Raw genomic sequence first — 23,158 nt, 5'->3', positions numbered from 1 at the left:
GTGCGAGGCCGGGCCTGCACTGACTAGAGCAGCGCTTCCTCGCGGAGCAGACCGTAGACGACGACCTACGACAAGCAGCTGTCCAAGGATTGCGCGACTGGGCAGCGAAGCTTTCTGAGCCCGTGACACCGCAGCCCCCGGCTAGACGATCTTCGCACGTCATGGTAGCGGGGCTTCACCAGCAGCCAGTGGTGTCGGTCGACGTCGTAGAGATGGGCCGGGCCACGTCGAGCTAGCGCCGCCACCGTCCACGGTCGACGTTCCCGGCATCATGGCCAGGGAGCAGCGCCGCCACACGCGCCGGCGGATCGGCCTGGCCGCAGCGGTTGTGGTGGTGGCGGTGGCGACCACCGCCGGTGCGACCCTTTCGCACCGGGCCGGTGAGGCTTCGCCGCAGGCGGGATCACTGCTGTCGGCCGCATCCTCCCCAAGCCGAACGGGGTCCCCTGCCCCGAGCGATGCCCCGACCTTCCGGCTCGTCGCTGACGACCAGGAGTCGGCCCAGACGACCGGGCGGCGCCTGAGCGAAGCGCTGGACGACGCGGTCAAGCGGGAGGCCCCGGGCGCCCGCTGGCTGGGCGGGAACCCGTACGGAACGCCGACCACCGACGGGCAGCCGCCCGCCATGATCAGCGTCGGCGGCACACAGGCCAGCGGCCAAATGTTCTACGGCGGCAGCAACCTCCAGATCGGCTCGCTTGAGGGCAGCCTCCAACTCCAGATCACCGACTACCGCCTGTTCTGCTCCGGTGCGGCGGCCTCAGCCAACCCGAAGTGCGGGTCCGACGCCCTCCAGCGGGCCAGACAAGCCCAGGAGAACGGGCTCACCTGCCAGACACGAAACGGCCCGGAGCCCGGCTGCGTCCGGCGCGCCGGCCCGCACGGCGAGCGGGTCGCAGTGCGAACCTCGTCAGCCAAGCCATCAAAGCTAAACGGCCCTTGGGCGTTCGTCGCCCACGACGTGCAGGTCGAGCTGTCCGACGGGCGGGTGCTGGACATCAGCGTTTCCAACGAGGTGGACGGCGCCGAGTCTGGCGGCCGGCCGCACCAACAGGACTCGCCGCTGAGCGTGGACCAGGTGGTGGCCATCGCCACAGACGTCGCCGAAAAGATCAAGCCCTGACGGCGCCGGGAGCTCGAATGGGGCCAACCATCCTCTGAGAACGCAAACGGTGCCGTTGTGCAAGTAGGGGTGGCGGGATCGGTGAGAGGGATGAGGGATATCGGGGGGAGGCCGAACGGGTGAGTGAGAGTGATGATCTGCTGCATCCCGCGTCGTTCGAGTCGTTGATCAGGCTTCATGGTCCTGCTGTCCACGCCTACCTGGTTCGACGTGTGGGTCTGGTGGTCGACGCCGACGATCTGCTGGCGGAGACCTGGCTAGCAGCCTATGGCAGTCGGAGTAGCTTCGACCCGGCGCAGGGAACCGTCCGGGGATGGCTGTTCGGTGTTGCGCGTCATGTGCTTGTTGGGCATTACCGGCAATCTGCTCGCAGAGCGCGCGGCCTAAGCCTGAGGATGGCGAAGCAGCCCTCTGCCATCGACGAGTGGGCAGCTGTTGACGCCCGGCTCGACGCACTTGCCTACGGGCCACAGTTGCGTGCCGCGCTGTTCGGTCTCCCGCCTGTTGAGCGGGAAGCCATCCTGTTGGTGGCGTGGGAGCAACTCACCCCAGAGGAGATTAGTCAGGCTCTCGCCATTCCCGCCGCGACGGTGCGTACTCGGCTGTATCGAGCCAGGCACAGATTGCGTGAACGGCTCGTTGGCCTTGGACCAGTAACAGGTGTCCACGATGGTGAGGCATCCAGCACGAGGAGGAATCGATGACCATTGAGCGTGCAGATCCTCTAGAGGCGATGCCCGCTTGGAGGGCGTTGCTGGCCGCGGGGAAGGTCGACCCAGTCGACCCTGCGGTGCTCGGTCGGATTGTCGTGTCGGTCAAAGCCGCCGCAGTCCCGGCGGACGCGTCGGCACCGGTTGCCCGGTCACGCTATTCCCGCCTACAGCTGCGTTTTGCCGCCGGGGTGGTAGGGATTGTCAGCGCCACAATCGGAATCGGAATTCTGGTCGTCGTCGGCAACGAACATCGGCAAGGTCCAGGGCTTGTCGCGGCGAGTCCTGGGGCGGCGTTGCCAAACGGTTCTGCAGCGAGTTGCGTCGAAGGCTTCGGCCTCGAAACGCTGCGGCACCGAGCCTTTGCATTCGCTGGCACGGTGGCTGCGATCACGCCGCCGGCGGTGGATGGTGAGCCCTTTCTTGTAACCTTTCATGATGTCGAATGGTTTCGAGGAGGTGGCGATCATGGTGTCGATGTTGGTATGCCTGCACCGCAAGGAGGTTTTCATCATGACGGGACAAATGAAAACGGTGCCACCTATGCGGTCGGCACCGAATTGCTCGTGTCCGGAGAGTTCGCATCTGAAGGGCGTCTGAAGGGCAGGCCGATCGCGTGGACCTGCGGCTTCACTCGCTATTACGATGCCGCCTCCGCCAGCGCTTGGCAGGCTGCCTTGCGCTTGACGGGCTGACCTGGCGCGGCGGGCTGGCCCGTCGCCGAGGCCGCCCGCCACACTCGGCCGTCGCAATTAATGGGGCCGATCGGTTCGATGGCTGTTGTTCGCCCTGGTGAGGCACGAGTCGGACCGTAGGTCGGTACGCAAGGTCGAACACCAAGTCGGTATTCCCACGCTTCTCGGGACGGCCGACCATTGGTATGTGGATGTGGTCAGGATGTTTGGTGTGGCGTGGGTCGCGCTCGCGCTAGTCAGCCGAGATCGGGCACTGTGCCTTCGAGCAGGGTTTCCAACGGTACTGAGCCGTACTCGGCGTAGCGGGTGCCGTTCAGGCGGAACTGCACAACGATGTCGTTGGGCTCGACGCGCCAGAAGAGCGGGATGCCGGCTTCGGCGTATTCGACCGGCTTCAGCCAGCGGTCCATGCGTTCTGAGCCCTTGGAGACGATCTCCACAGCGAGTGCGACCGATGCCGGGTCGAGCCAGACTGTCTCGTCCGGCACGGGGCCCTTGGTGACCACGAGGTCCGGGATCCGGCCGTTGAGGTCGTCGGCTGCGGTACGCACGCCGGGCGCGACATTCACGCGCCCTCGATAGCCATGGTTGAGAAGCCACGCGCTCATCAGCAGGCTGATCTCTTGGTGGCGCCACGTGCCTGGCGGCATGACGACGAGGTTCCCTTCGCTCAACTCGAAGCGGTGGTTGCTGTCGGCTTCGGCGAGGCGGGTGACGTCGTCCAGGGTGAGCGGCCGGTCGGGCAGGTTCGATGCGACTGTCATGTCGTGCCTGCCCTTCTGCAGTCTCGATCGCCTCATGGTACCGGCCGCCAGGTCATCGCTGGCCTGTTGAGTCCTGGTCCGGCGGGTAAGCACGAGTCCAGTATAGGGCCACATGGCTACTATCCTGAAGCTGATTTGTGTTCATCGATCAAGGGTTCAAGTAAGCGAGCGTTACCTCCACCAATTGGCGCAATCTGTTCACAGGCTCAGTCCGCGGCGAGCAACTGCGGTGCCGACGAGGCGCCGTGGCTGCATGACCTGGCGAATCTGATGCGGGACCAACTGGTTGAGGTGGCGACTGGGTCCGCTTCTGCGACCCGGCGAATGACTTTGCCGGCAAGGAGATCTGCGGCAACCCGGAGAGCATCCACTTCCTGGTGGCGAAGACCCACCGCAGGCCGGGGAGATGCCCTCGAACAACCCGGCCGCGATGGCGCCGGCCATCGGCCTGCTGCTCGGCGCCATCGCGGGCGTCTACCCGGCCCACGCCGGGGCGAGCATTTCCGGGTTCGCCGCGCCGACGACCCGCGTTCCCGTGGGTCCTAGAGCAGGCCGCGGTCGAAGAACGAACCCCTGGCGGTGCGTCAGATGTGCTTGCGCAGGTCCTCGTCGAACGTGAGGCCCGGGTTGAAGCCAAGCGCCTTTAGCACCGCATCGCGGTAGGCGAGGGCATGGCCGGGGTCACGCAGCCGGACCAGCATCTGGGCGCAGCCGCCCGGGTCGCCGCCAGTCACCTTCGCCATCGCGGCGGTTGGCAGCATCACCACCGTCTCGTTCGGGCCGACCGCGCGGGTGTCCGGTCGGCTGGCGCTGCCGACGAGGGTGGCGGTCAGCTTACGCCTGCCGTGGCTCAGCGTCAGCCGGTCGCCGAGCTGCAGGCCCTGGCTGCTCACCGTGCCCTCGTCGAGCAGCACCTCGGCGTCGCCGGCCGGCATGCGGCCGGTGCGCAGCTGGAACGCGCGCAGCCGCTCGTCCTCGGTGGCGGTGACCGCGGTCGCGCGCGGGTACGTCCCCTTCGGCCCGGCGACGTCGACCTCGTAGACCGTTTCGTTGCACTCGGCCCGGTCAGTGTCCGGCAGGTCGGCCAGCGTCGTCACGTCCGCCGAGGAGAAGTCGGCGGTCAGCCGGACGTGGGCCTGTCCGGCCAGGTCCGCGAAGTGCAGGCCGGACTCCTGGATTCGGTCGTGCACTGCGTAGCCGGTCGCGGCGACGACGACGGCGGTCAGGCCGGCCAGCAGCGCCCGGCTGCGGGTTCTCGTCATGGCGGGTCTCTCCAGGCTGGATGTCAGCCGATCGCAGCCAGGCGGCGTGCGGCTTCGGCGGTGCGGGTGGCGTACTCGGTGAGTTGGTCCTCGTGCTTGAGCACCGCCGCCATCTGGGCGTCGCGGGCCATCGGCTGCAGGGTGGTGCTGAGGCCCGACTCCGCGGTGCAGCGCTGCCAGGCGACTGCCAGGTCCGACTCGGCGGTGGTGGGCACGTAGCGGCGGGCCGGCGCCGCCGGGCACAGCATGGCCGAGTCGATGCGACGACTGTTCGTCGCTCGGCTCGGAGTGTCACCGAGCCAGTATCGCGCCCGTTTCGCGACGACTCCTCCCCGGACCGAGTCGCAGGCGAAGGCGACCTGGCGGCCGCGCGAACGGGTCACCGCGGAACTCGTCCGCATCCTTGCGATATCCGTCCCGGGCGGAGGGTCCGAAGGGCAGGCAGCGCGGTCAGCCTTGTGGAAGGACCTGGGCGACTGTCCGGGAACGAGTAAGGAGGACCCTGTGCCGGAGACGATTGGGACCGTTGAGGTTCCTGACACCGCGCTCATTCACGAAGCCACCGCTTTTGTGCGGGAGGCCGCCGACGACACGTTGTACGACCACTCTCGCCGGGTCTTCCTGTGGGGATCGCTCAAGGCGCGGGCTCGAGGCCTGCAGGTCGATCCCGAGCTCGCGTACGTCGGCGGCATGTTCCACGACCTCGGCCTCACAGCGGCGTATCGCACCACCGGCCAGCGCTTCGAGATCGACGGTGCCGACGCCGCCAAATCCTTCCTGCGCGACCACGGCCGCACCGAGGAAGAAGCCACCAACGTCTGGCTCGCCATCGCGTTGCACACCACCCCCGAGGTGCCCCTCCACCTCGCCCCGGAAGTCGCCGTCGTCACCCTCGGCGTCGAGACCGACGTCCTCGGCTTCTATCTGGACCAGATCAGCCCCGCCGACCGCGCCGCCGTGATCGCCGCGCACCCACGCCCTGACTTCAAGAACCAGATCCTTCGGCGCTTCTACGACGGTATGGCCGACCGTCCCGGCACCACCTTCGGCACTGTGAACGACGACGTACTCGCGCACTTCGACCCCGCCTTCAAGCGCGGGAACTTCGTCGACGTCATCCAGAACAGCGCCTGGCCCGAGTGACCCGAGCGGGAGTGACGTGTTCGCCGAGGTTACGCGGGCGGCGGCAGCACCTGGCGCAGCTGCGCGGGCGGGACCGAGCGGGCGCTCCACTCCCGGGGGTAGCCGACCGACACCTCCTCGTGCCGGATCCCGTCGTGCCAGGTCGTGCGCGGGATGTGCAGGTGGCCGTAGACGACCGCCTCGGCGTTGAAGCGGGTGGGCCAGTCGGCGGTGCGGGTGGTGCCGCACCAGAGCGCGAACTCCGGGTACCACAGCACGTCGGTCGGTTCACGGACCACCGGGAAGTGGTTGACCAGCACGGTCGGCCCGCCGACGGCGGCCAGGCGCTGCTCGGTCAGCGCGACGCGCGCGCGGCACCAGTCCGCGCGCCCCGGGTAGGGGTCCGGGTGCAGCAGCATCTCGTCGGTCCCGACGATGCCGGCCGCGTGCGCCTTGGCCAGGGCCTCCTCGGTGGAGGTCGCCCCCTTCGGCCAGAACGAGTAGTCGTACAGCACGAACAGCGGCGCGATCGTGACCCGGCCCGCCCAGAGCGGGTACGGGTCCTCGGGTGTGACCACGCCGAGTTCGCGGCAGGCGGCGACGAGCAGGTCGTACCGCGCCACGCCGCGCGCCTGCTCCGGGTCCTTGGGCGGCGTCCACAGCTCGTGGTTGCCGGGCACCCAGATCACCTTGGCGAACCGCTCGGCGAGCGTGCGCAGTGCCCAGGTGACGTCGGCGAACTGATCCGCCACGTCGCCGGCCACGATGAGCCAGTCCTCGTCGTGGGTGGGCCGCATCTGCTCGACGAGCGCCCGGTTTTCCGCATAGCTGACATGAAGATCGCTGATACCCAGCAGTCGCCCGCTCACCCTTGAAGCCTATGCGAGCCCGGCCACCGGACTACAGCGCCAGTTCGCCGCCGAGCGACCGGGCGAGGGTGCCGGGGTCGACCCCGAACGAGCGCAGCATGCGAACGCCGGTGCCCTCGTGGTCCGCCGCGATCACGTACAGCAGGTGCGAGGTGCCGGCGCGCCCCTGTCCGAGGTCGGCCGCCAGCCGCGCCGCCTCGTCGAACGCCCGCACCAGGTCCGCCGCGTACGGGCCCTTCGCGTTCTCGGCCGGCTCGGTGGAGAGGTCCTCGGCGAAGTCCTTCACCTGGGCGTACCCGAGTCCCAGCCGCGCCAGGGCCCGCGCCCCGCCGTTGGGCGGTGCCGCGGCGAACCGGTTGCCGGTCCGCTCCAGCGCGCAGTCGAGCGCGCACATCGCCATCACCAGGTGCGCCTGCCCGACCAGCGCGCAGCCCCCGCGGACCGCCTGCCTGGTCGCCTCGTCGCGCAGCGCCGACTCCATCGGGTCGCTCCCGCGGCGCCGGCCCGCCCAGGCCGCGGTCTTCACGGCCGGACCACGCTCGAACCCGAGCACGGGCCCGACGACCAGCCCGGCGGCCTTGAGCACCGCGAGGCAGATCGCCGCGTCCGGCGTGCCGTCGGCGAGGAACTCCTCGTCGGGGCGGAGGTGGAAGCGCCGGACGAACTCCATCCACTCCCCGGGCGAGTCGCACTCGGCGAGGAGCGAGCGCAGCGTCAGCTTGAACCCGACGTACCGGATGTCCCCCTCGGCGGCCGCCGCGAGGGCCCGCCCCAACGCGACCCGCACCCGCTCGTCCCAGACGGGCGCGCCGATCGGCCGCCGGGAACGCCCGCGCGCGAGCCACTCGCCGAGCCGCAGCGTCGCGTCGACCTCTTCCTCGGCCTCGCCCGGCACCGCCTCTCCCGAGGCCCCGAACCCGGGCGCGACCTGCCAGCGGATGTCGGACGCACCGAGCCGCCCGAGGAACACGTCGGCGAGCCGCTCCGCGGTGACGACCGGTGCGCCTTCCAGGGTGGCGCGCCACGCCGCCTCGCCCAGCCCGGCGACGACCTCCAGGGAGGCCACGATCCCCGTTTCCGCAAAACCCACCGGGCAACCGTACGCGCCCGCCGATCGCCCGGCCCGCGGACCGGCGCCACGGACGTCGACTCCGCGACGAGCGAAGCGGCGTGACTGATTGCCGACGTAACGGGCCGGACAAATGGTGCGGAAACCTGACAGACACTCATGTATGGGCATGCGTTCGCTCGTTTGGTTGATTCCTTGCTGGCGGACAGGTGGATACAGTCCCCGCCAGCCGAAGCGGAGGTAGGGCATGCTGATGTCCAGGAAGCGCAAGAATCGGGCGATAGGCGTCGTCGTTTCGCTGCTGTCGGGCCTGTTCGTGTTGGTTGCACAGCCCGCGCCGGCCGTGGCCGACACCTTCGCGGCCGCCGGGTTCACCACCGAGGTGGTCGCGACGCTCCCGCAGTACTCGGTCGTCGGTACGGCGTTCGCGCCCGACGGGCGGATGTTCGTGTGGACCAAGCCGGGCGTGGTGCGGATCGTCAAGAACGGCCAGCTGCTGCCCACGCCGTTCCTGGACCTGACCGGCAAGGTGAACACCTACGACGACCGTGGCATGTGGGGCTTCGCGCTCGACCCCGACTTCGCCACCAACGGCTACGTCTACCTGACCTACGTCTACGAGAACACCGCCAACCCCGACGCCGCCGGGCCGAAGACCTCCCGCCTGGTGCGGGTGACGGCCGACCCGAACAACCCCGACGTGGCGCTGCCCGGTAGTGAGACGGTGATCCTGGGCAGTGTCGGCACCGCGCCGTGCAGCAACCAGCCCGCCGGTGCGGACTGCATCCCGGCCGACGGCGGCAGCCACTCGATCGGCGGGCTGCTGTTCGGCCCCGACGGCAAACTGTTCCTGGGTAACGGCGACGGCGCCGAGGCCAACGCGCTCTCGTTGGGCGCGCAGGACCTCAACAGCTACCGGGGCAAGATCCTGCGGATCAACAAGGACGGCACGGCCCCCGCCGACAACCCGTTCTACGACGGCACCAACAGCGTCAAGTCCAAGGTGTTCCTTTACGGCGTGCGCAACCCGTTCCGGTTCGCGCTGCAGCCTGGCACCGGCCACCTCTGGTTCGGCGACGTCGGGTGGAACACGTGGGAGGAGATCAACGACGGCGTGCCCGGCGCCAACTACGGCTGGCCGTGCTACGAGGGCACCAACCCCCAGCCGACGTTCCAGCAGCAGTACTCGCAGTGCCAGGCCCTGGCCGCCTCCTCCGTCACCGCGCCGTACTACACCTACAACCACACCGTCGGCTCGGCCGTGATCGGCGGTCCGTTCTACACCGCCGACGTGTACCCGGCGCAGTACAAGAACAACTTCTTCTTCGCCGACTACTCGGGCAACTACATCAAGCGGGTCGTCTTCGACGGCAACAACAACCCGATCGGCGTGCAGCCGTTCGCCACGAACGTCGACGCGCCCGTCTCGCTCGTCGTCGGTCCCGACGGGATGATCTACTACCTGTCGTTCACCACCGGCCAGGTCCGCCGGATCCGCTTCAACGGCCCGTCCGCGCATGCGACGGCGACCCCGCAGTACGGCTACTCGCCGCTGCAGGTGGCCTTCTCCAGCGCCGGCTCGGTCGACGCCGGCGGCGGCACCCTGTCGTACCTGTGGGACTTCGGCGACGGCACGACGTCGACGGCCGCCAACCCGACGCACACCTACACCGCCGCCGGCGTGCAGACCTTCACGGCGAAGCTGACCGTCACCGGTGCCGGGGGGCTGACCTCGACGGCGACCACGACGGTGACGGTCGGCAGCTCGCCACCGGTGCCGACGATCAGCGCACCGCTGAACAACACCGCCGTGCTGCCGGGCCAGACGATCAACTACGCCGGCTCCGCCACCGACCCCGACCAGGGCCCCCTCCCGGCCAGCGCACTGTCCTGGACGGTACTGCTGCACCATGACACGCACATCCACAAGTTCGTCGGAGGCACCGGAGCGAACGGCAGCTTCGTGGTCGAGGACCACGGCCCGATCGGCACGTTCTCCTACGAGGTGATCCTGACCGCCACGGACAGCAGCGGCCTGAGTTCCAGCACCAGCGTGCTACTGCCGGTCGGCTCCGACACCTCGCCGCCGACCGCCCCGGCCAACCTCACGGCGACGGCCAACGGTTCGAACGTGAGCCTGAACTGGGCCGCCTCGACCGACAACATCAAGGTCAGCGGCTACCGCCTGGAGCGCTGCCAGGGCGCGGACTGCACGAACTTCGCGCAGATCGCCACCCCGACCGGCGCCACGGCCACCGATCCCGGGCTGGCTCCGGGCACCACGTACCAGTACCGGGTGGCGGCGGCCGACCCGTCGGGCAACGTCAGCGCGTACTCCAACACCGCCACCGTGACCATCAGCGCGGCGCCCGCGCAGCCGTCCGGGCTGGTCGCCGGCTACACCTTCGACGCCGGCACCGGCACCACCGTGACCGACGTGTCGGGCAACGGCAACACGGGCACGATCAGCGGGGCGACGTGGGACGCCGGCGGCCGATTCGGCGGTGCCCTGAAGTTCAACGGGTCGAGCGACGCGGTGAAGGTCCCGTCGTCGGCGTCGCTGAACCTCTCCGCCGAGCTCACCCTGGCGGCGTGGGTCAAGCCGGCGGCGTCGCAGCAGGGCTGGCGCACGATCATGCAGAAGGAGAACGAGGCCTGGTTCCTCGACGCCAGCAGCGGCGCCGGGCCGCTCCGGCCAGCCGGCGGGGTGACCGGTGCCAACAACACCAACGCGATCGTGACCGGGCCGACGGCGAGCCCACTGAACCAGTGGACCCACGTGGCGATGACCTACAACGGGACCGCGCTGAAGCTGTACGTCAACGGCACGCAGGTCGCGACGAACCCGAAGAGCGGCGCGCTGCAGCAGACGTCCAACCCGCTGTCCATCGGCGGGAACACGCCCTACGGGGAGTACTTCGCCGGCCTGCTCGACGACGTGCGGGTGTACAACCGCGCGCTGAGCGACACCGAGCTACAGACGATCATGAACTCGCCACTGGTGCCACCGGTCGCCGACACCACGCCCCCGTCCACGGTCACGGCCTTGACCGCGACCGCCAACGGCGCGGCCCAGGTGAACCTGTCGTGGCCGGCGGCGAGCGACAACGTCGCCGTCTCCGGCTACCAGCTGGAGCGCTGCCAGGGCGCCGGTTGCACGAACTTCGCCGCGGTCGGCACCGTCGGCACGACCTCATACGCCGACGGTGCTCTGACGGCCAGCACCACCTACACCTACCGGGTGCGCGCCACCGACGCCGCGGGCAACCTCGGCGGCTGGTCGCCGGCGGCGAGCGCGACGACGGCGGCCGCGGCCGACACCACGGCGCCGAGCGCGCCCGCCGGCCTGACCGCGTCCGTCGCCGGCAACACGCAGATCAACCTGACGTGGACCGGCTCGACGGACGACGTGGGGGTGACGCAGTACCGCATCGAACGCTGCTCCGGCGCCGGCTGCACGAACTTCGCGCAGGTGGCGACGGCGACCACGCCGACGTACGCGAACACCGGCCTGACCGCCGGCACCGCCTACCAGTTCCGGGTGCGGGCCGCCGACGCCGCGGGCAACCTGTCCGCGTACTCCAACGTCGCTTCGGCGACGACCACGGCCACCGACACGACCAAGCCGACCGCGCCGACCGCCCTGAGCGCGACCGCGGCCGGCCCCACGCAGGTCGACCTCTCCTGGACGGCGTCGACGGACAACGTGGGCGTCACCGGGTACCGCGTCGAGCGCTGCACCGGTGCCAGCTGCACGAGCTACGCCGAGGTCGCGCAGCCGACCGGCACCACGTGGTCGGACACCGGGCGCTCGCCAAGCACGACGTACCGGTACCGCGTCCGCGCGACCGACGCCGCCGGGAACCTCAGCGCCTACTCGTCGGTCGTGTCGGCCACCACGCCGGCCCTGCCCGACTCGACCCCGCCGTCGACGCCCGCCTCCCTGACGGCGACGCCGAACGGCACCCAGGTGGCGCTGTCCTGGCCCGCCTCGACCGACAACGTGAGCGTCGCCGGGTATCGCGTCCAGCGCTGCACCGGCTCCGGCTGCACCGACTTCGCGCAGGTGGCGACGCCGACGACGAACGCGTACACCGACGCCGGCCTGGTCGCGAACACCACGTACCTGTACCGGGTGGCCGCCGTCGACCCATCGGGCAACGTCAGCGGCTGGTCGCCGACCGCGTCCGCGACGACCACGAACGCGCCGACCCAGCCGACCGGGCTGATCGCCGGCTACAACTTCGACGCGGGCAGCGGTACCACGGTCGCCGACCTGTCCGGCAACGGCAACGCCGGCACGATCACCGGCGCCACGTGGGTCACCGGCAAGTACGGCAGCGCGCTGTCCTTCAACGGCACCAGCGACATCGTGCGCATCCCCGCCTCGTCGACGCTGCTGCCGAGCACCGGCCTGACGCTGGCCGCATGGATCCAGCCAACGGCCGCGCAGAACGGCTGGCGCACGGTCATGCAGAAGGAGAACGACGCCTGGTTCCTCAACGCCAGCAACACCACGGGGGCGCTCTACCCGGCCGGCGGCATCACCACCAGCACCGGCGCCTCGTCGTACTGCTCCGGCACCTCGGCCAGCCCGGTGAACGCGTGGACGCACATCGCGCTCACCTATGACGGCACGGACCTGCGCCTGTACGTCAACGGAGTCCAGGTCTCGACGAAGCCGATCGCAGGCGCGCTGCAGCAGACCTCCAACCCGCTGTCGATCGGCGGCAACGGCCCGTACGGCGAGTACTTCAAGGGCCTCATCGACGAGGCTCGGGTGTACAACCGCGCGCTGACCCAGGCCGAGGTCCAGACGGTGATGAACACCCCGCTGTCCTGACGACGGCGGCCCGGAGGCATGTGCCTCCGGGCCGCCGCTTTTCAGTCAGCTGTCAGTTGAACATGAAATTCGCGGTGTGGGTGGTGCCGTCGATCAGCGTGACGACGAGCCGCCCGCACGTCTTCGCCTGGGTCTTCTGCGTCTTCCAGACGTAGTTGTACTGGTCGGACGTGGCGTCGTAGGTCAGCGAGCTCGACCCCGCCGTGACCGTCGCCTCCACCGGGTCCTGCGGTGCGGACGTGTCGCACACCACCGTCTGCATCGACGGGGCGCCGCCGGCGAGGATGTCCAGACCCTGGTTGCCGGAGAGGCCGAACTTCACCGGGACCGCGCTGCCGGCCTTCACGACGTTGAGCTTGTCGACGTTGATCGGCGAGCCGAAGTCGCGCCAGCCGAACACCACCTGGTAGGTGACGCTGACCGGAGCCGCCGTGTTGCCGGCGCGGTCACGGCCGCCGGCGCACGTGGCGGTGAAGTAGCCGACCTTCGGACCGCCGGTAACAGACAGGGTCGCGGGCTTCGCCACGCCACTGTCACCGTCGGTCGTCGTGCAGGAGGGCGCCACGGGCGTGCCCAGTGTGATCTGCTGGCCCTGGGCGACGCCGGTGACCGCCACGGTCGGTGGGGTCACGTCTTCCGCCTCGGTGACGGCCTTGTAGGCGTTGACCATCCCGTATCCGAAGAAGCCGTTGACGGACGGGTTGGCGGGATCCACCTTGCACCGGCCCTGGGTGAAGTCGGTGCCGGAGGTGGGGCAGGCGAGCGGGATCGCCTGCTTGCGCAGCAGTTCCGCGATGTAGTCGGGGGTCGCACCCGGGTGCTTGGACGCCAGCAGCGCGGCGACGCCCGCGACGTGCGGCGACGCCATCGAGGTGCCCGAGAGCGTCCGGTAGCTGCTGACCCCGGTCGACGGGGAGGTGGAGTAGATGCTCGAGCCGGGTGCCGTGACGTCCACGACCCCGAGACCGAAGCTCGAGAAGGACGACCGGGCCGGCTGCGTGGTCAGGCCCGGCGCCCACGGCCCGACGGCCGCCGCCGGAGCGGTCGGCTGGGTCGTGGAGGAGACCGTCACCACACCGGGCATCTCGCCCGGTAGGTTGAGGCAGCTCGGGTCGAGCGTGCGGCGCACCGGTTTGGTGTCGTCGGGGCTCGTCGTGTCCACCGTCTTGTTGGCGAGGTCGTGGTTCTCGTTGCCCGCCGCCGCGATGTTGAGGACGCCGTTGGCGGTGGTGTAGCCCACCGCTCGACGGACCGCCTCGACGACCGGCGCCTGGTCGGACTGGCTCTCGCACCAGTACAGCCACGGGTCGATGTAGTAGCTGTTGTTCGTAATCTGGATGCCGTGCTCCGCCGCCCAGACGAAGCCGCAGATCGCGTACTCGGGGTAGATGAAGCCGTCGGAGTTGACCACCTTGATGGAGGCCAGCTTCACGCCGGGCGCGACGCCGACGATGCCGACGCCGTTCTTGGCCGAGGCGATGGTCCCGGCCACGTGCGTCCCGTGGTAGTCGGCGGTCAGGCTGGTGGGTCGCCACGCGCCCGGCGTCGTGTCGGGAGCGCCGGTACCGACGCAGCTGACGGACTTCGACTGGTCGACCACCGGCGCGAGGTCCTGGTGGTTGGCGTCGATGCCGTCGTCGAGGACACCGACCGTGACGGTCGCACTGCCGAGGCTGACCTCGTGCGCCGCGCGCGCACCGATGAGGATCATGTCGCTCTGGCGCGTCGCGTTCTCCATCGCGTCCGGCGTGTAGGCATCGGCGGCCTCGACGGCCTCGGTGTCCTCGGCCATGGCGGGCAGGGCCGCGGTCCGGGTCGCGCCCACGGAGTGCACGGCGTCGCCGTGGGCGGCGCCCTTCACCGCCTGGACGAAGGAGGGATTCGTGGAGCGTGCGATGACCACGCCGATCTGGGCGTACGACACCGTCACCGTGCCGCCGGCCGCGGTGACAGCGGCGGCGGCGTCCGCCGTCCGCTCCTTGCTCACCGCGTTGACGACGTAGCTGAGGTTGGGGCCGGCCGTTTCGGCCATCGCGGCCACGGGCGCGAGTGCTGCGCCCGCCACGACGGTCGTCGCCGCTGTCGCGGCGAACAGGGCGTACCTGGGCAACCGGGAGTTCAAATCCTGGCCTCCTGCGAAAAAGGGGGGTGACCCCTGTTCTGAATGGGGCGCGGAGATCTTATTGGTGTGCCCGGTCGAATTTCACTCGGCTGTACGGCGGATGTTCGATACCCGTCTGAAACGCCTATTTTTTCTGTTCACCAATCACCGGTAGCCCTGTCAGCCCGAACGCTGACTAAGGGCTTCCTGCCGCGTCGCGCGGCCGAGCGCGATCGCGTTCGCCGCACTGCTCACGCTGCGCGGTAACACCCGAGTACGGCAATCCGCTTTTTGTAAAAATGCATTCTATCGAAATGCAACCTAGCTTTTCAGGTGGCAGTGCGGGAACGACGACTTCGCGCCATTCGCGGCGAGCATCTCGCGGGCCAGGTCGTCCAACTCGGCGGGGTCACGCCGGGCGCCGCGGCCTCGCTCGCGGCCTTGAGGGTCTGGGCCACCGTCCGGCCGGCCTCGCGCATCGTCGCGAGTTCCGCCGCACTCTTCGGTGCCACCATGCCGAATATTCTCATACCAGGATTATCATCGTTCGCATGGTGCGCAACCCGCTGACCGATGACGAGCGGCACCGGGGGCTGGTGCTGGGCCGGCTGCTGCAGGAGGCGCGCGGGCCGCGCAGCGCGGCGGCGGTCGCGCTGGAGGCCGGGATCTCGCTCGACACGCTGCGCAAGATCGAGCGCGGGGCGATCGTCACCCCGGCGTTCTTCACGGTCGCCGCGCTCGCCCGGGTGCTCGACCTCGACCTGTCCAGGCTGGCCGAGGCCACCGCTGAGAACAGGGCCGAGAGTGCTGGCAGGAAGCAGACGGCGAGCCGCGTGGCGTAGCGCATGCGGCTCCGGGAACTCGGGGTCGCTATTTTGGTCGTCATGGATCGGACCGGGGCCGTCGACGTGCACTATCCGGACACCGGCGGCGCCCGGGCGGCGCTCGTCGTCGGCGGGGCGCCCACGTTCCCGTCGATCCTGCAGGAGCGTGTGTGCTGGCTGGACGACGTGGCCGCATACGAGCCGGGCAGCTTCTACAAGCGAGAGCTGCCCGCGATCCGCGCCGTCCTGGCCGGCGTCGAGCCCGTGGAGTTGCTGGTCGTCGACGGGTACGTCGACCTCGACCCGGCGGGCCGCCCCGGCCTCGGCGCGCACGTTCACGCCGAGTTGGGCCTGCCGGTGATCGGCGTGGCGAAGACGGCCTTCCGCACCGCGACCCACGCCGCCGAGGTCCGCCGGGGCGGCGCCGCGAAGCCGCTGTACGTCACCGCCGCCGGCCTCCCGCTCGCCACCGCCGCCGCGTATGTGCTCCGGATGGGCGGGGCGTATCGGTTGCCTGACGCGCTGCGGAGGGTGGACGCGTTGGCGAGGGGCCGGGCGTAGCGGGCAGGCGACCGGCATTTCCGCAACGCCGTGGGCGCCGCGCCGATAGGTGAGCGGAGCCTTAAGAGCACTTGCACGGACATCGATGAAGTTGTACGTTCCCTTCAACGCTTAACTTTGTTAACAGTTAGCGTCACGTCCGCACGTGTTCGTGGAGGGGTCCATGAAACGCAAATCCCTGATCCCCCTCGCGCTGACCGCCGCCGCCACCCTGGGCGCGACGACCCTCGGCGTGATCAGCGCCCAGTCCGCCAACGCCGCGCTTACCAGCAACTGGTATGCCTCGGCCCCCTACCTCATGCCGTTCGACAACAGCCCGCCCGACCCCATCGAGGTCATGAACGCGACCGGGCAGAAGGCGTTCCAGCTCGCGTTCATCCTGGCGCCCAACGGCGGCGGATGTACCCCGACGTGGGACGGCACCCGAGCGGTCTCCTCCGACACCGACGCGGCCAACGTCATCGCGCGCATCCGCGCCAACGGCGGCGACGTGAGCGTCTCCATCGGTGGGTACGGCGGCACCAAGCTCGGACAGACCTGCGGCACGCCGGCCGCGACCGCCGCCGCCTACCAGCAGGTGGTCACGAAGTACGGCCTGAAGGCGATCGACTTCGACCTCGAGGAGCCGGAGTACGAGAACGCCGCGGCGGTGCACAACGAGCTCGGTGCCGCGCAGATCCTGCAGCAGAACAACCCCGGCCTGTACATCTCGGTGACCACGGCGGGCACCGCCGCCGGCACCGGCTGGTTCGGCCAGCAGATGCTCAACGACGCCAAGAGCCTGGGCTTCACGCCGAACAACTACTCGATCATGCCGTTCGACGGGGGCTTCAACGGCGCGTCGGCGCAGACCAGCGCGCTGGAGGCGTTCCACGGCATCCTGATGAACACGTTCGGCTGGGACAGCGCCACCGCGTACGCCCACGAGGGCGTGTCGATGATGAACGGACGCAGCGACGCCGGCGAGTACTTCCGCCAGGCCGACTTCCAGACCGTCCTCGACTACGCGACCTCGCACCGCCTGGCCCGCTACACGTACTGGTCGGTCAACCGTGACCGCCAGTGTGCCGACCCGAACCAGAGCACCACGTCGGGCACCTGCAGCAGCGTGCCGCAGACGGCGTGGGAGTTCACGAAGTACACGGCCCGCTTCGCCGGCGCGACGCCGCCCACCAGCATCCCGCCGACCTCGGCCTCGCCGTCGCCGTCGACGGGTGTGTGCAGCGCCGCGGCCTGGTCGTCGTCCATCGCCTACACCGGCGGTGCCCTCGTGTCGTACAACGGCCACACCTGGCGGGCCCAGTGGTGGACCCAGGGCGAGACGCCCGGCACCGCGGGTGTCTGGGTCGACCAGGGCACCTGCGGCGGCGGGACGACCCAGCCGCCGACCTGCCCGCCCGCCTGGTCGTCGTCGACCGCCTACAACGGCGGCGCGACGGTGTCGTACAACGGCCACAAGTGGACCGCCAAGTGGTGGACCCAGGGCGACATCCCCGGCAACAACTCGCAGAACGTCTGGACCGACAACGGCGCCTGCTGAGCCGCACCGGTACGGAGGGCCGCCGCCCGTAGGTCAGTCGGGCGGCGGCCCTCGCCGTGCGTGCGGCTCAGTGGCCGCCCCGGCAGCAGCGGGCCCGGGCGTAGAGCTCCTGCATCCGCTCGCCGGCCTGCTCGGCCTTGTCGAGCGGGGTCGGAAACGGGAGTCGTACGTCCCGGGCCCGCGCGGCGAACTCCAGCCGCAGGACCACGCCGTAGCGGTCCAGCCGGACGGGCACGATCCGGCGCACGCCGTGCAGGTGGTGCGGCGGGATCAGGCGCGCCAGCCGGTCGATCGCGCCCGGGTGCGACGCGTCGAGGTGGCACAGCAGGTCGGCCTCGAGCTCGGCCAGCGGATCGGGCGCCGCGGCGGCGAAGTCGTCGGGGTCGACGGAGATCTCGCTGTCGGCGCCGTACGCCGGATCCTGCAGCGTCGCCTCCGCCAGATCGAGCGCCATCGTGCCGCCGTCGCACTCGCCCAGCCAGCCGGCGAAGGTCGCCCTCGCCCGCACCCGGGTGCGGGCCGGGGTCGGCACGATGTCGGTGAGCTCCAGCACGGCGGCGACCTCCGGCTCCAGCGGTACGACATCCGGCCTGTCCAGAAGGATGCGACCGGCCTCGACCCGGTGGGCGCCGATCAGGTCGCACCGGCCGCCGGGGACGTGCAGGGTCAGTGAGCCGGCGGTGGCGATCAGCGAGCGCAGCCGCTCGGCCGGGGTGGGCAGCTTTGACATCCGACCTCCTAAGGTTAGCCTTACCTTAGTTGAAAGGAGCAAAGTGAACCAGTCACGCCCCAAGGTCCGGCGCTCGCGCGCGCTGGGCATCCCGCTGACCCCCAAGGACGTCAAGTACTTCGAGCGCCGCCCGTTCCCGCCCGGACAGCACGGCCGCAGCCGGCCCAAGGTGAGCGACTACAAGGTGCGCCTGCTGGAGAAGCAGCGGCTGAAGGCGCAGTACAACGTGCGCGAGAAGCAGTTGCGCGCCGCGTTCGACCGCGCCGTGCGCCGCCCGGGCAAGACCGGCGAGGAGCTCATCGTCGACCTCGAGACCCGCCTCGACGCCCTGGTCCTGCGGGCGGGCTTCGCGCGCACCATCTACCAGGCCCGCCAGGTCGTCACCCACCAGCACGTGAACGTGAACGGCAGGCGCGTCGACCGCCCGTCCGCGCGCGTGCGCCCGGGCGACGTCATCGAGGTCGCCGAGCGCAGCCGCACGAAGACGCCGTTCGTCGTCGCCGCCGCGGGCGCCCACGCAGGCGAGCGCACCGCGCCCTACCTGGACACGGACCTGCCCGGCCTGCGGACGCGTCTGATCCGCCTGCCGCTGCGCCGGGAAATCCCGGTCCTGTGCGAAGAGCAGCTGATCGTGGAGTTCTACAGCCGTTAGGTCAGGCGTGCGCCAGCTCGGCGTACTCCCTCGGCAGCTGCGCGAGGAGGTCGCCGAACTCCTTGTCGGTGACGGCGTCGTGGACCGTGACCAGCACGGCCCGCGTCAGGTCGCGGGCCTCGTCCGGGCCCGCGTCCGCGCGCTCGGCGACGAGGCGCAGGAACTCCTCCAGGTTCATCCGGCGGCCCCGGCCGCCGGAGCGCGCCCTGCCCCGCTCGAGCACGGGGCGCAGCTCGAGCGGCAGCTCCCTGATCAGGTCGTCGACCTCGCCGCCGCTGATGCGCTCGGCCAGCGTCTCCATCGCCGCCTCGCTCGCCCTGCGGGCCCGCTCGGGGGTGGCGCCGGCGCGGTCGGCGACCCGCCGCACGAACTCGTCCAGCTCCCGCGCCGACCGCGTGGCCCCCTCGGTCAGCGGCCGGTAGTCGCGCGGCAGCTCGGCCAGGGCCACCGCCAGGTCCGCCGGCTCCAGCGCGCGGCTGAGCGCCGTGAATACGGCCCGGGCGTAGCGCTCGGCTCTCTCCCGGTCCACGCCGGCCCGCACGGCGACCCGCAGCACGAACTCGTCCGCGCCGAACGTCTCGTGCGACACCCCGGTGATCAGCTCGCGTGCGATCCCGGCGGGCAGCCGGTCGCGCAGCGCGTGGACGAGCCCCGGCATCAGCCGCTCCGCGAGCGTCTCGAGCACGGTGCGCGTGACCGTGGCGGGGTCGCCGCCCGCCTCGCGCCGCACCACGGCGCGGAACCGCTCTTCGTTCATTCGCCGTGCGTACCCCGGGCCGGGTCCTTCATGCGCCGCCGCCGGATCACCCGCACACTCATGCCACGGTGTCGCCCGGCGACGTCGGTCGTGACCGATATCACTCCCGGGGTTGCGGCTTCAGCAGGGGCGGCGCCGACGGCGGATGGAACGGCGGCGGGTCGTCCACGCCCGCGGCCCGCTCCAGCAGCGCCACCAGGCCGGCCCGGGTGGCCACGACGACCATCGTGTGGGTGCGGTCCAGGGTGCGCCAGCGGTTGCGCTCCGGAGCCCAGAACGTCTGCACCCCCACGCCCAGCCCGGCGCGCCCCGTTTGCACCGCGACCAGGCGGACCAGGCCCGGCTTGCTGACCTCGCGGAAGTACTTGCCCTCCAGCTGCGAGCCGGCCCCGACCGGCACCTCGGCCACGAGCAGCACCCGGCGGCCGACCGGGATCGTGTCGATGACCTCGTTGCCCACCATGGAGGCGGCGAAGGCGGGCGCGGCGAGGTACGACACGCTGCGGGACAGGTTGATGTCGAACGCCGTCTTGATCCGGCGGGCGAAGTCCTCCTCGAACAGCCGCAGCACGACCCGCAGCTGGATGTCCGGGTCGGCGCGGCGGGCCAGGTCGCGGCCCAGCAGCGCGGCCTCCAGGTTGGTCACATCCGCGGTGGTGACCACGACCAGGCAGCGCGCGGTCGCCACCGAGGCGGCCCGCAGGGTGTCCGGGTTGGTGACGTCCCCGATGATCACCGGCAGGCCGAGGTCCCGGCCCACCTGCACGCCGCGGGCCTGTTCGTCGCGGTCGACCGCGACCACGTCGATGCCGAGGTCGTGCAGCTCGCGCAGCACTCGGGTGCCGACGTTGCCCAGGCCGGCCACCACGACGTGGCCGGAGACCGGCTCGCTGAGCCCGCCGGCGGCGATCGCCAGCCGGGCCTTGACCACGATGCCGACGACGGCCGCGGTGAGGGCCGGGATGATCGCGACGCCCGCGACGACCAGCACGAGGTCCACTGCCTGCGCCGACACGGGGGCGTCGGCGTCGGGATTGGCGCCGCCGAGGGCGGTGAGGACGGCGAGGTACAACGCCTTCCACGCCCCGACGTGGCGCGCGGCCGCCACCGCGACCGTGCCCAGGGCCAGGATCGCGACCGAGGCGGCCAGGATTCGCCGGAGCCCGCCGCCGAGCAGCAGCCGCGACGCGCGCAGCGGATGGCGGCGCGGGCGGCGCCGCTCGATCGTTCGCTGGCCGTAGACGCTGGTGAGCACCAGGTCGGCGCGGTCCTCGTCGGCGGGCAGGCTCTGCGCTTGCGCCGTGACGGCCAGGCCGCAGCGAATGTCGGCGGGGCTGGCCGACGACCGGTCGACGGCCATCAGCTGCTGGCCGTCGGAGAGCCGGATCGTCGCCGGGTTGCTGTCGCCGAGCGCGGCGGCGACGAACGCGGGGGCGGCGATCTCGGAAGCCGACAGCACCGCGCAGTTGGACAGCCGCTCGACGACGCCGGCGCCGAGAACGGTGTTGAACATGCGCAGCACGACCCGGATCGTCGGGTCGACCTCGCGGGCGATGAGCGCGGCGTCGACGTTGGCCACGTCGTCGGTGTCGACGAACGCGATCGCGTCGGCGTCGGTCAGGTCGGCCGTCTCGAACACGGCCCGGGTGAGCTTCCGCGCGGCGATCACGACCGGCCGGGAGGCGGGATCGTCGTCGGCGTGGATGTCGGCGATCTCCGGCGCCTGGTTGGCGGTCAGGTCCGGCACGATGACCGTGACCTGTGCCGAGTACGTGTTGATCAGCTCGCCGACGAGCCGGCGAGCCAGTGCGTTGTCACCCCAGACGACGAACTTGCGCACAGCTGCGATCGTATCGACGGATCGCTACCCGCAATGCGGTGGGAAGCCGTCCAGGAGATTGACGTTGTACAGCAGGATCGCGTACTTGCCGACGTCGTGCCGCTGCACGGGCGGGCCCCACATGTGTTCGGCCTGCTCGGGCGTGCCGTAGAACGGGCGGTCCTTCTCGAAGACGACGAACCGTGCGTCGTGCGCGCCGGCGTCGTACATGGCGGCCTTCGACTGCCAGCAGAACGGGACGAGCCGGTCGCCGCCGCCGACCACGGGCGCGACGGTGACCCCGCGCTCGGTGGTGACGGTGATGTTGTTCGAGGCCCAGTACGCGCCCAGGCCGTAGCTCAGGCCCCGTGAGCGCAGGTAGTCGGCGGCCTCCTGGGCCTCGGACGGCTCGGCCCGCGGCGGTGCGTAGGCGACCAGCGTGATCGCGAAGACGGCCAGCACGCCGGCGAGCACCCCGCGCCCGATCCACACCGGGCGAGGCGCCTTCGCGGGTATTCGCGAACCATCGCCTGCGGTTCTTGCGGCGTCCAGGGCTGCGCGGGAGGCGGCGCCAGGGCCGGAGTGCGAGGCGGCGGCCGGGACCGGGTGGCGCGCGGCGAGCCAGGGGCCGGCCAGGCGCGCGGCCAGTACCGCGCCCATCGGCAGGACCGGGGCGATCTCCCGGGCCGCCATCAGGTCCACCGAGATCGTGGAGACGACCTCCGCGCCCAGGTTGCACGTGATCGCGGCGATCATGACCGAGTCGACCCGGTCCGCCGTGCCGCGCAGCGCGCGTACGACCGTGACGGCGAACGCGGCCAGCGCCACCAGGAAGCCGATCAGGTGCAGCGCCGAGAGCGCCAGCTCGAACGCCGGCGGGTGCCAGCCGGGGCGGTGGGTTCCGAAGACGACGCCGAGCATCCGCGCCGTCATCCACGCGCGGTGGGGCCAGTCCGACAGCGGCGCCAGCTCGATCGGCGGGTGCGGAGACTGGAACGCGCCGAGGGAGTCCAGCAGGTGGCGGAACGCGCGCGACACGCCCACCGACGCCGCGCCGGCCAGCACCAGGCTCAGCTCGAAGAGGCGCTCGGCGCCCCGGGAACGCAGGGCGCGGTAGGCGCAGACGACGATCAGGGGTACCGCGCCGACGAACGTGATGAGCGGGTCGCCCATCGCGCCCCAGCCCAGCAGCGCGGCGACCAGGACCGGGGTCCAGACCCGCTGCCGCGAGCGGTCCAGGACGAGCCAGGCCAGCAGCAGCGGCACCGCCGAGCCGGTGTGGTTCGGCGAGGACAGCAGCGTCTGGTAGCCGGTGCCCGGCACCGGCAGCAGCAGGATCGCGACGGCCACGCCGATGCGCAGCCAGCCCTCCACGCCCGTGGCCCGGCCCTTCGCCAGCACGGCCGCCAGGAAGAAGATCATCGTGTAGGTGATGGCGGCGGTCACGTGGACCTGGTCGGCGGTGAGGCCGGTGAACCACTGGACGATGCCGTACTGCACCAGCTCCGTCGGGTAGAAGGACACGTCGGAGAGTGCCCAGCCCTTCAACAGCGGGTTGCCGTGGAACATGTCCCAGGCCTGCAGGGCGTTGCTCGCGCCGTCGCCGTTGATCGGAAACGCGCGGGCCATTCGCAGGTATGCGAGGAACAGCCCGACGGCCGCCACCACGCATCCGATCCCGATCACCAGCCTCTGCCGCACCTCGGCAGGGTAGCCG

General features: G+C 70.6%; 19 protein-coding genes. 9 read left to right on the top strand and 10 right to left on the bottom strand.

Annotation, left to right across the window (positions count from 1 at the left end):
• Positions 1-271 precede the first annotated feature (271 nt).
• From AB0367_RS13105 to AB0367_RS13095, 3 genes are all read left to right on the top strand, one after another.
• Positions 272-1,123 carry a hypothetical protein gene (locus AB0367_RS13105; protein WP_366226489.1) on the top strand — a complete coding sequence of 284 codons (852 nt, stop codon included), beginning with the start codon at positions 272-274 and terminating at the stop codon, positions 1,121-1,123.
• A gap of 119 nt (positions 1,124-1,242) precedes the next feature.
• Positions 1,243-1,827 carry an RNA polymerase sigma factor gene (locus tag AB0367_RS13100; protein ID WP_366226488.1) on the top strand — a complete coding sequence of 195 codons (585 nt, stop codon included), beginning with the start codon at positions 1,243-1,245 and terminating at the stop codon, positions 1,825-1,827.
• Complete coding sequence (locus AB0367_RS13095; RefSeq protein ID WP_366226487.1) at positions 1,824-2,528, top strand: hypothetical protein; 705 nt, start codon at positions 1,824-1,826, stop codon at positions 2,526-2,528. The genes AB0367_RS13100 and AB0367_RS13095 overlap by 4 nt, the downstream gene beginning before the upstream one ends.
• Positions 2,529-2,764: 236 nt before the next feature.
• Here AB0367_RS13095 and AB0367_RS13090 read toward each other — a convergent pair whose 3' ends face one another.
• From AB0367_RS13090 to AB0367_RS13080, 3 genes are all read right to left on the bottom strand, one after another.
• Positions 2,765-3,385 (bottom strand): Uma2 family endonuclease, encoded by a 621-nt coding sequence (locus tag AB0367_RS13090; RefSeq protein ID WP_366226486.1) that lies wholly within the window; start codon positions 3,383-3,385, stop codon positions 2,765-2,767.
• Positions 3,386-3,876: 491 nt separating this feature from the next.
• Entirely contained in the window at positions 3,877-4,554 is a 678-nt protein-coding gene (locus AB0367_RS13085) for a hypothetical protein (protein ID WP_366226485.1), read from the bottom strand.
• Between the two features lie 23 nt (positions 4,555-4,577).
• Positions 4,578-4,937, bottom strand: a complete 360-nt coding sequence (locus AB0367_RS13080) for a hypothetical protein (protein WP_366226484.1) — start codon at positions 4,935-4,937, stop codon at positions 4,578-4,580.
• A 121-nt stretch (positions 4,938-5,058) separates the two neighbouring features.
• Between AB0367_RS13080 and AB0367_RS13075 the strand changes: the two genes are divergently transcribed.
• Positions 5,059-5,697: an HD domain-containing protein gene (locus tag AB0367_RS13075; protein WP_366226483.1), complete on the top strand. Its 639-nt coding sequence runs from the start codon at positions 5,059-5,061 to the stop codon at positions 5,695-5,697.
• A 29-nt stretch (positions 5,698-5,726) separates the two neighbouring features.
• Here AB0367_RS13075 and AB0367_RS13070 read toward each other — a convergent pair whose 3' ends face one another.
• Both AB0367_RS13070 and AB0367_RS13065 read right to left on the bottom strand, forming a co-directional pair.
• Positions 5,727-6,545 (bottom strand): metallophosphoesterase, encoded by an 819-nt coding sequence (locus AB0367_RS13070; protein WP_366226482.1) that lies wholly within the window; start codon positions 6,543-6,545, stop codon positions 5,727-5,729.
• Between the two features lie 31 nt (positions 6,546-6,576).
• The gene (locus AB0367_RS13065) at positions 6,577-7,635 is read right to left on the bottom strand and encodes a Clp protease N-terminal domain-containing protein (protein WP_366226481.1); all 1,059 of its coding nucleotides are present in this window, start codon (positions 7,633-7,635) and stop codon (positions 6,577-6,579) included.
• Between the two features lie 226 nt (positions 7,636-7,861).
• Here AB0367_RS13065 and AB0367_RS13060 point away from each other — a divergent pair, with 226 nt between their 5' ends.
• Entirely contained in the window at positions 7,862-12,457 is a 4,596-nt protein-coding gene (locus AB0367_RS13060; protein WP_366226480.1) for a LamG-like jellyroll fold domain-containing protein, read from the top strand.
• 52 nt (positions 12,458-12,509) lie between these two features.
• On the opposite strand, the gene AB0367_RS13055 is transcribed toward AB0367_RS13060, so the two are convergent.
• Positions 12,510-14,579 (bottom strand): S8 family serine peptidase, encoded by a 2,070-nt coding sequence (locus AB0367_RS13055; RefSeq protein ID WP_366226479.1) that lies wholly within the window; start codon positions 14,577-14,579, stop codon positions 12,510-12,512.
• 530 nt (positions 14,580-15,109) lie between these two features.
• Between AB0367_RS13055 and AB0367_RS13050 the strand changes: the two genes are divergently transcribed.
• From AB0367_RS13050 to AB0367_RS13040, 3 genes are all read left to right on the top strand, one after another.
• Entirely contained in the window at positions 15,110-15,400 is a 291-nt protein-coding gene (locus AB0367_RS13050; protein ID WP_366226478.1) for a helix-turn-helix transcriptional regulator, read from the top strand.
• Positions 15,401-15,442: 42 nt separating this feature from the next.
• Positions 15,443-15,943 (top strand): endonuclease V, encoded by a 501-nt coding sequence (locus tag AB0367_RS13045; RefSeq protein ID WP_366226477.1) that lies wholly within the window; start codon positions 15,443-15,445, stop codon positions 15,941-15,943.
• Between the two features lie 163 nt (positions 15,944-16,106).
• Complete coding sequence (locus AB0367_RS13040; protein WP_366226476.1) at positions 16,107-17,483, top strand: chitinase; 1,377 nt, start codon at positions 16,107-16,109, stop codon at positions 17,481-17,483.
• A 67-nt stretch (positions 17,484-17,550) separates the two neighbouring features.
• Here AB0367_RS13040 and AB0367_RS13035 read toward each other — a convergent pair whose 3' ends face one another.
• Complete coding sequence (locus AB0367_RS13035; RefSeq protein WP_366226475.1) at positions 17,551-18,213, bottom strand: DUF2470 domain-containing protein; 663 nt, start codon at positions 18,211-18,213, stop codon at positions 17,551-17,553.
• A 43-nt stretch (positions 18,214-18,256) separates the two neighbouring features.
• Between AB0367_RS13035 and rpsD the strand changes: the two genes are divergently transcribed.
• Positions 18,257-18,865 (top strand): 30S ribosomal protein S4, encoded by a 609-nt coding sequence (rpsD, locus tag AB0367_RS13030; protein WP_366226474.1) that lies wholly within the window; start codon positions 18,257-18,259, stop codon positions 18,863-18,865.
• A 1-nt stretch (position 18,866) separates the two neighbouring features.
• Here the strand turns inward: rpsD and AB0367_RS13025 are convergent, their stop codons facing one another.
• The 3 genes from AB0367_RS13025 to AB0367_RS13015 form a co-directional block, all read right to left on the bottom strand.
• On the bottom strand, positions 18,867-19,622 hold the full coding sequence (locus AB0367_RS13025) for a DUF2267 domain-containing protein (protein WP_366226473.1): 756 nt from the start codon (positions 19,620-19,622) through the stop codon (positions 18,867-18,869).
• 100 nt (positions 19,623-19,722) lie between these two features.
• Complete coding sequence (locus tag AB0367_RS13020; RefSeq protein ID WP_366226471.1) at positions 19,723-21,462, bottom strand: NAD-binding protein; 1,740 nt, start codon at positions 21,460-21,462, stop codon at positions 19,723-19,725.
• A 24-nt stretch (positions 21,463-21,486) separates the two neighbouring features.
• Positions 21,487-23,142, bottom strand: coding sequence for a hypothetical protein (locus tag AB0367_RS13015; RefSeq protein ID WP_366226470.1), 1,656 nt, complete (start codon positions 23,140-23,142; stop codon positions 21,487-21,489).
• Between the last annotated feature and the right edge of the window lie 16 nt (positions 23,143-23,158).

The organism is Dactylosporangium sp. NPDC051484, assembly GCF_040689395.1.
Lineage (GTDB): Bacteria > Actinomycetota > Actinomycetes > Mycobacteriales > Micromonosporaceae > Dactylosporangium.
Note: the sequence above shows the minus strand (reverse complement) of the source record. Positions and strands in the feature narration are given on the sequence as shown.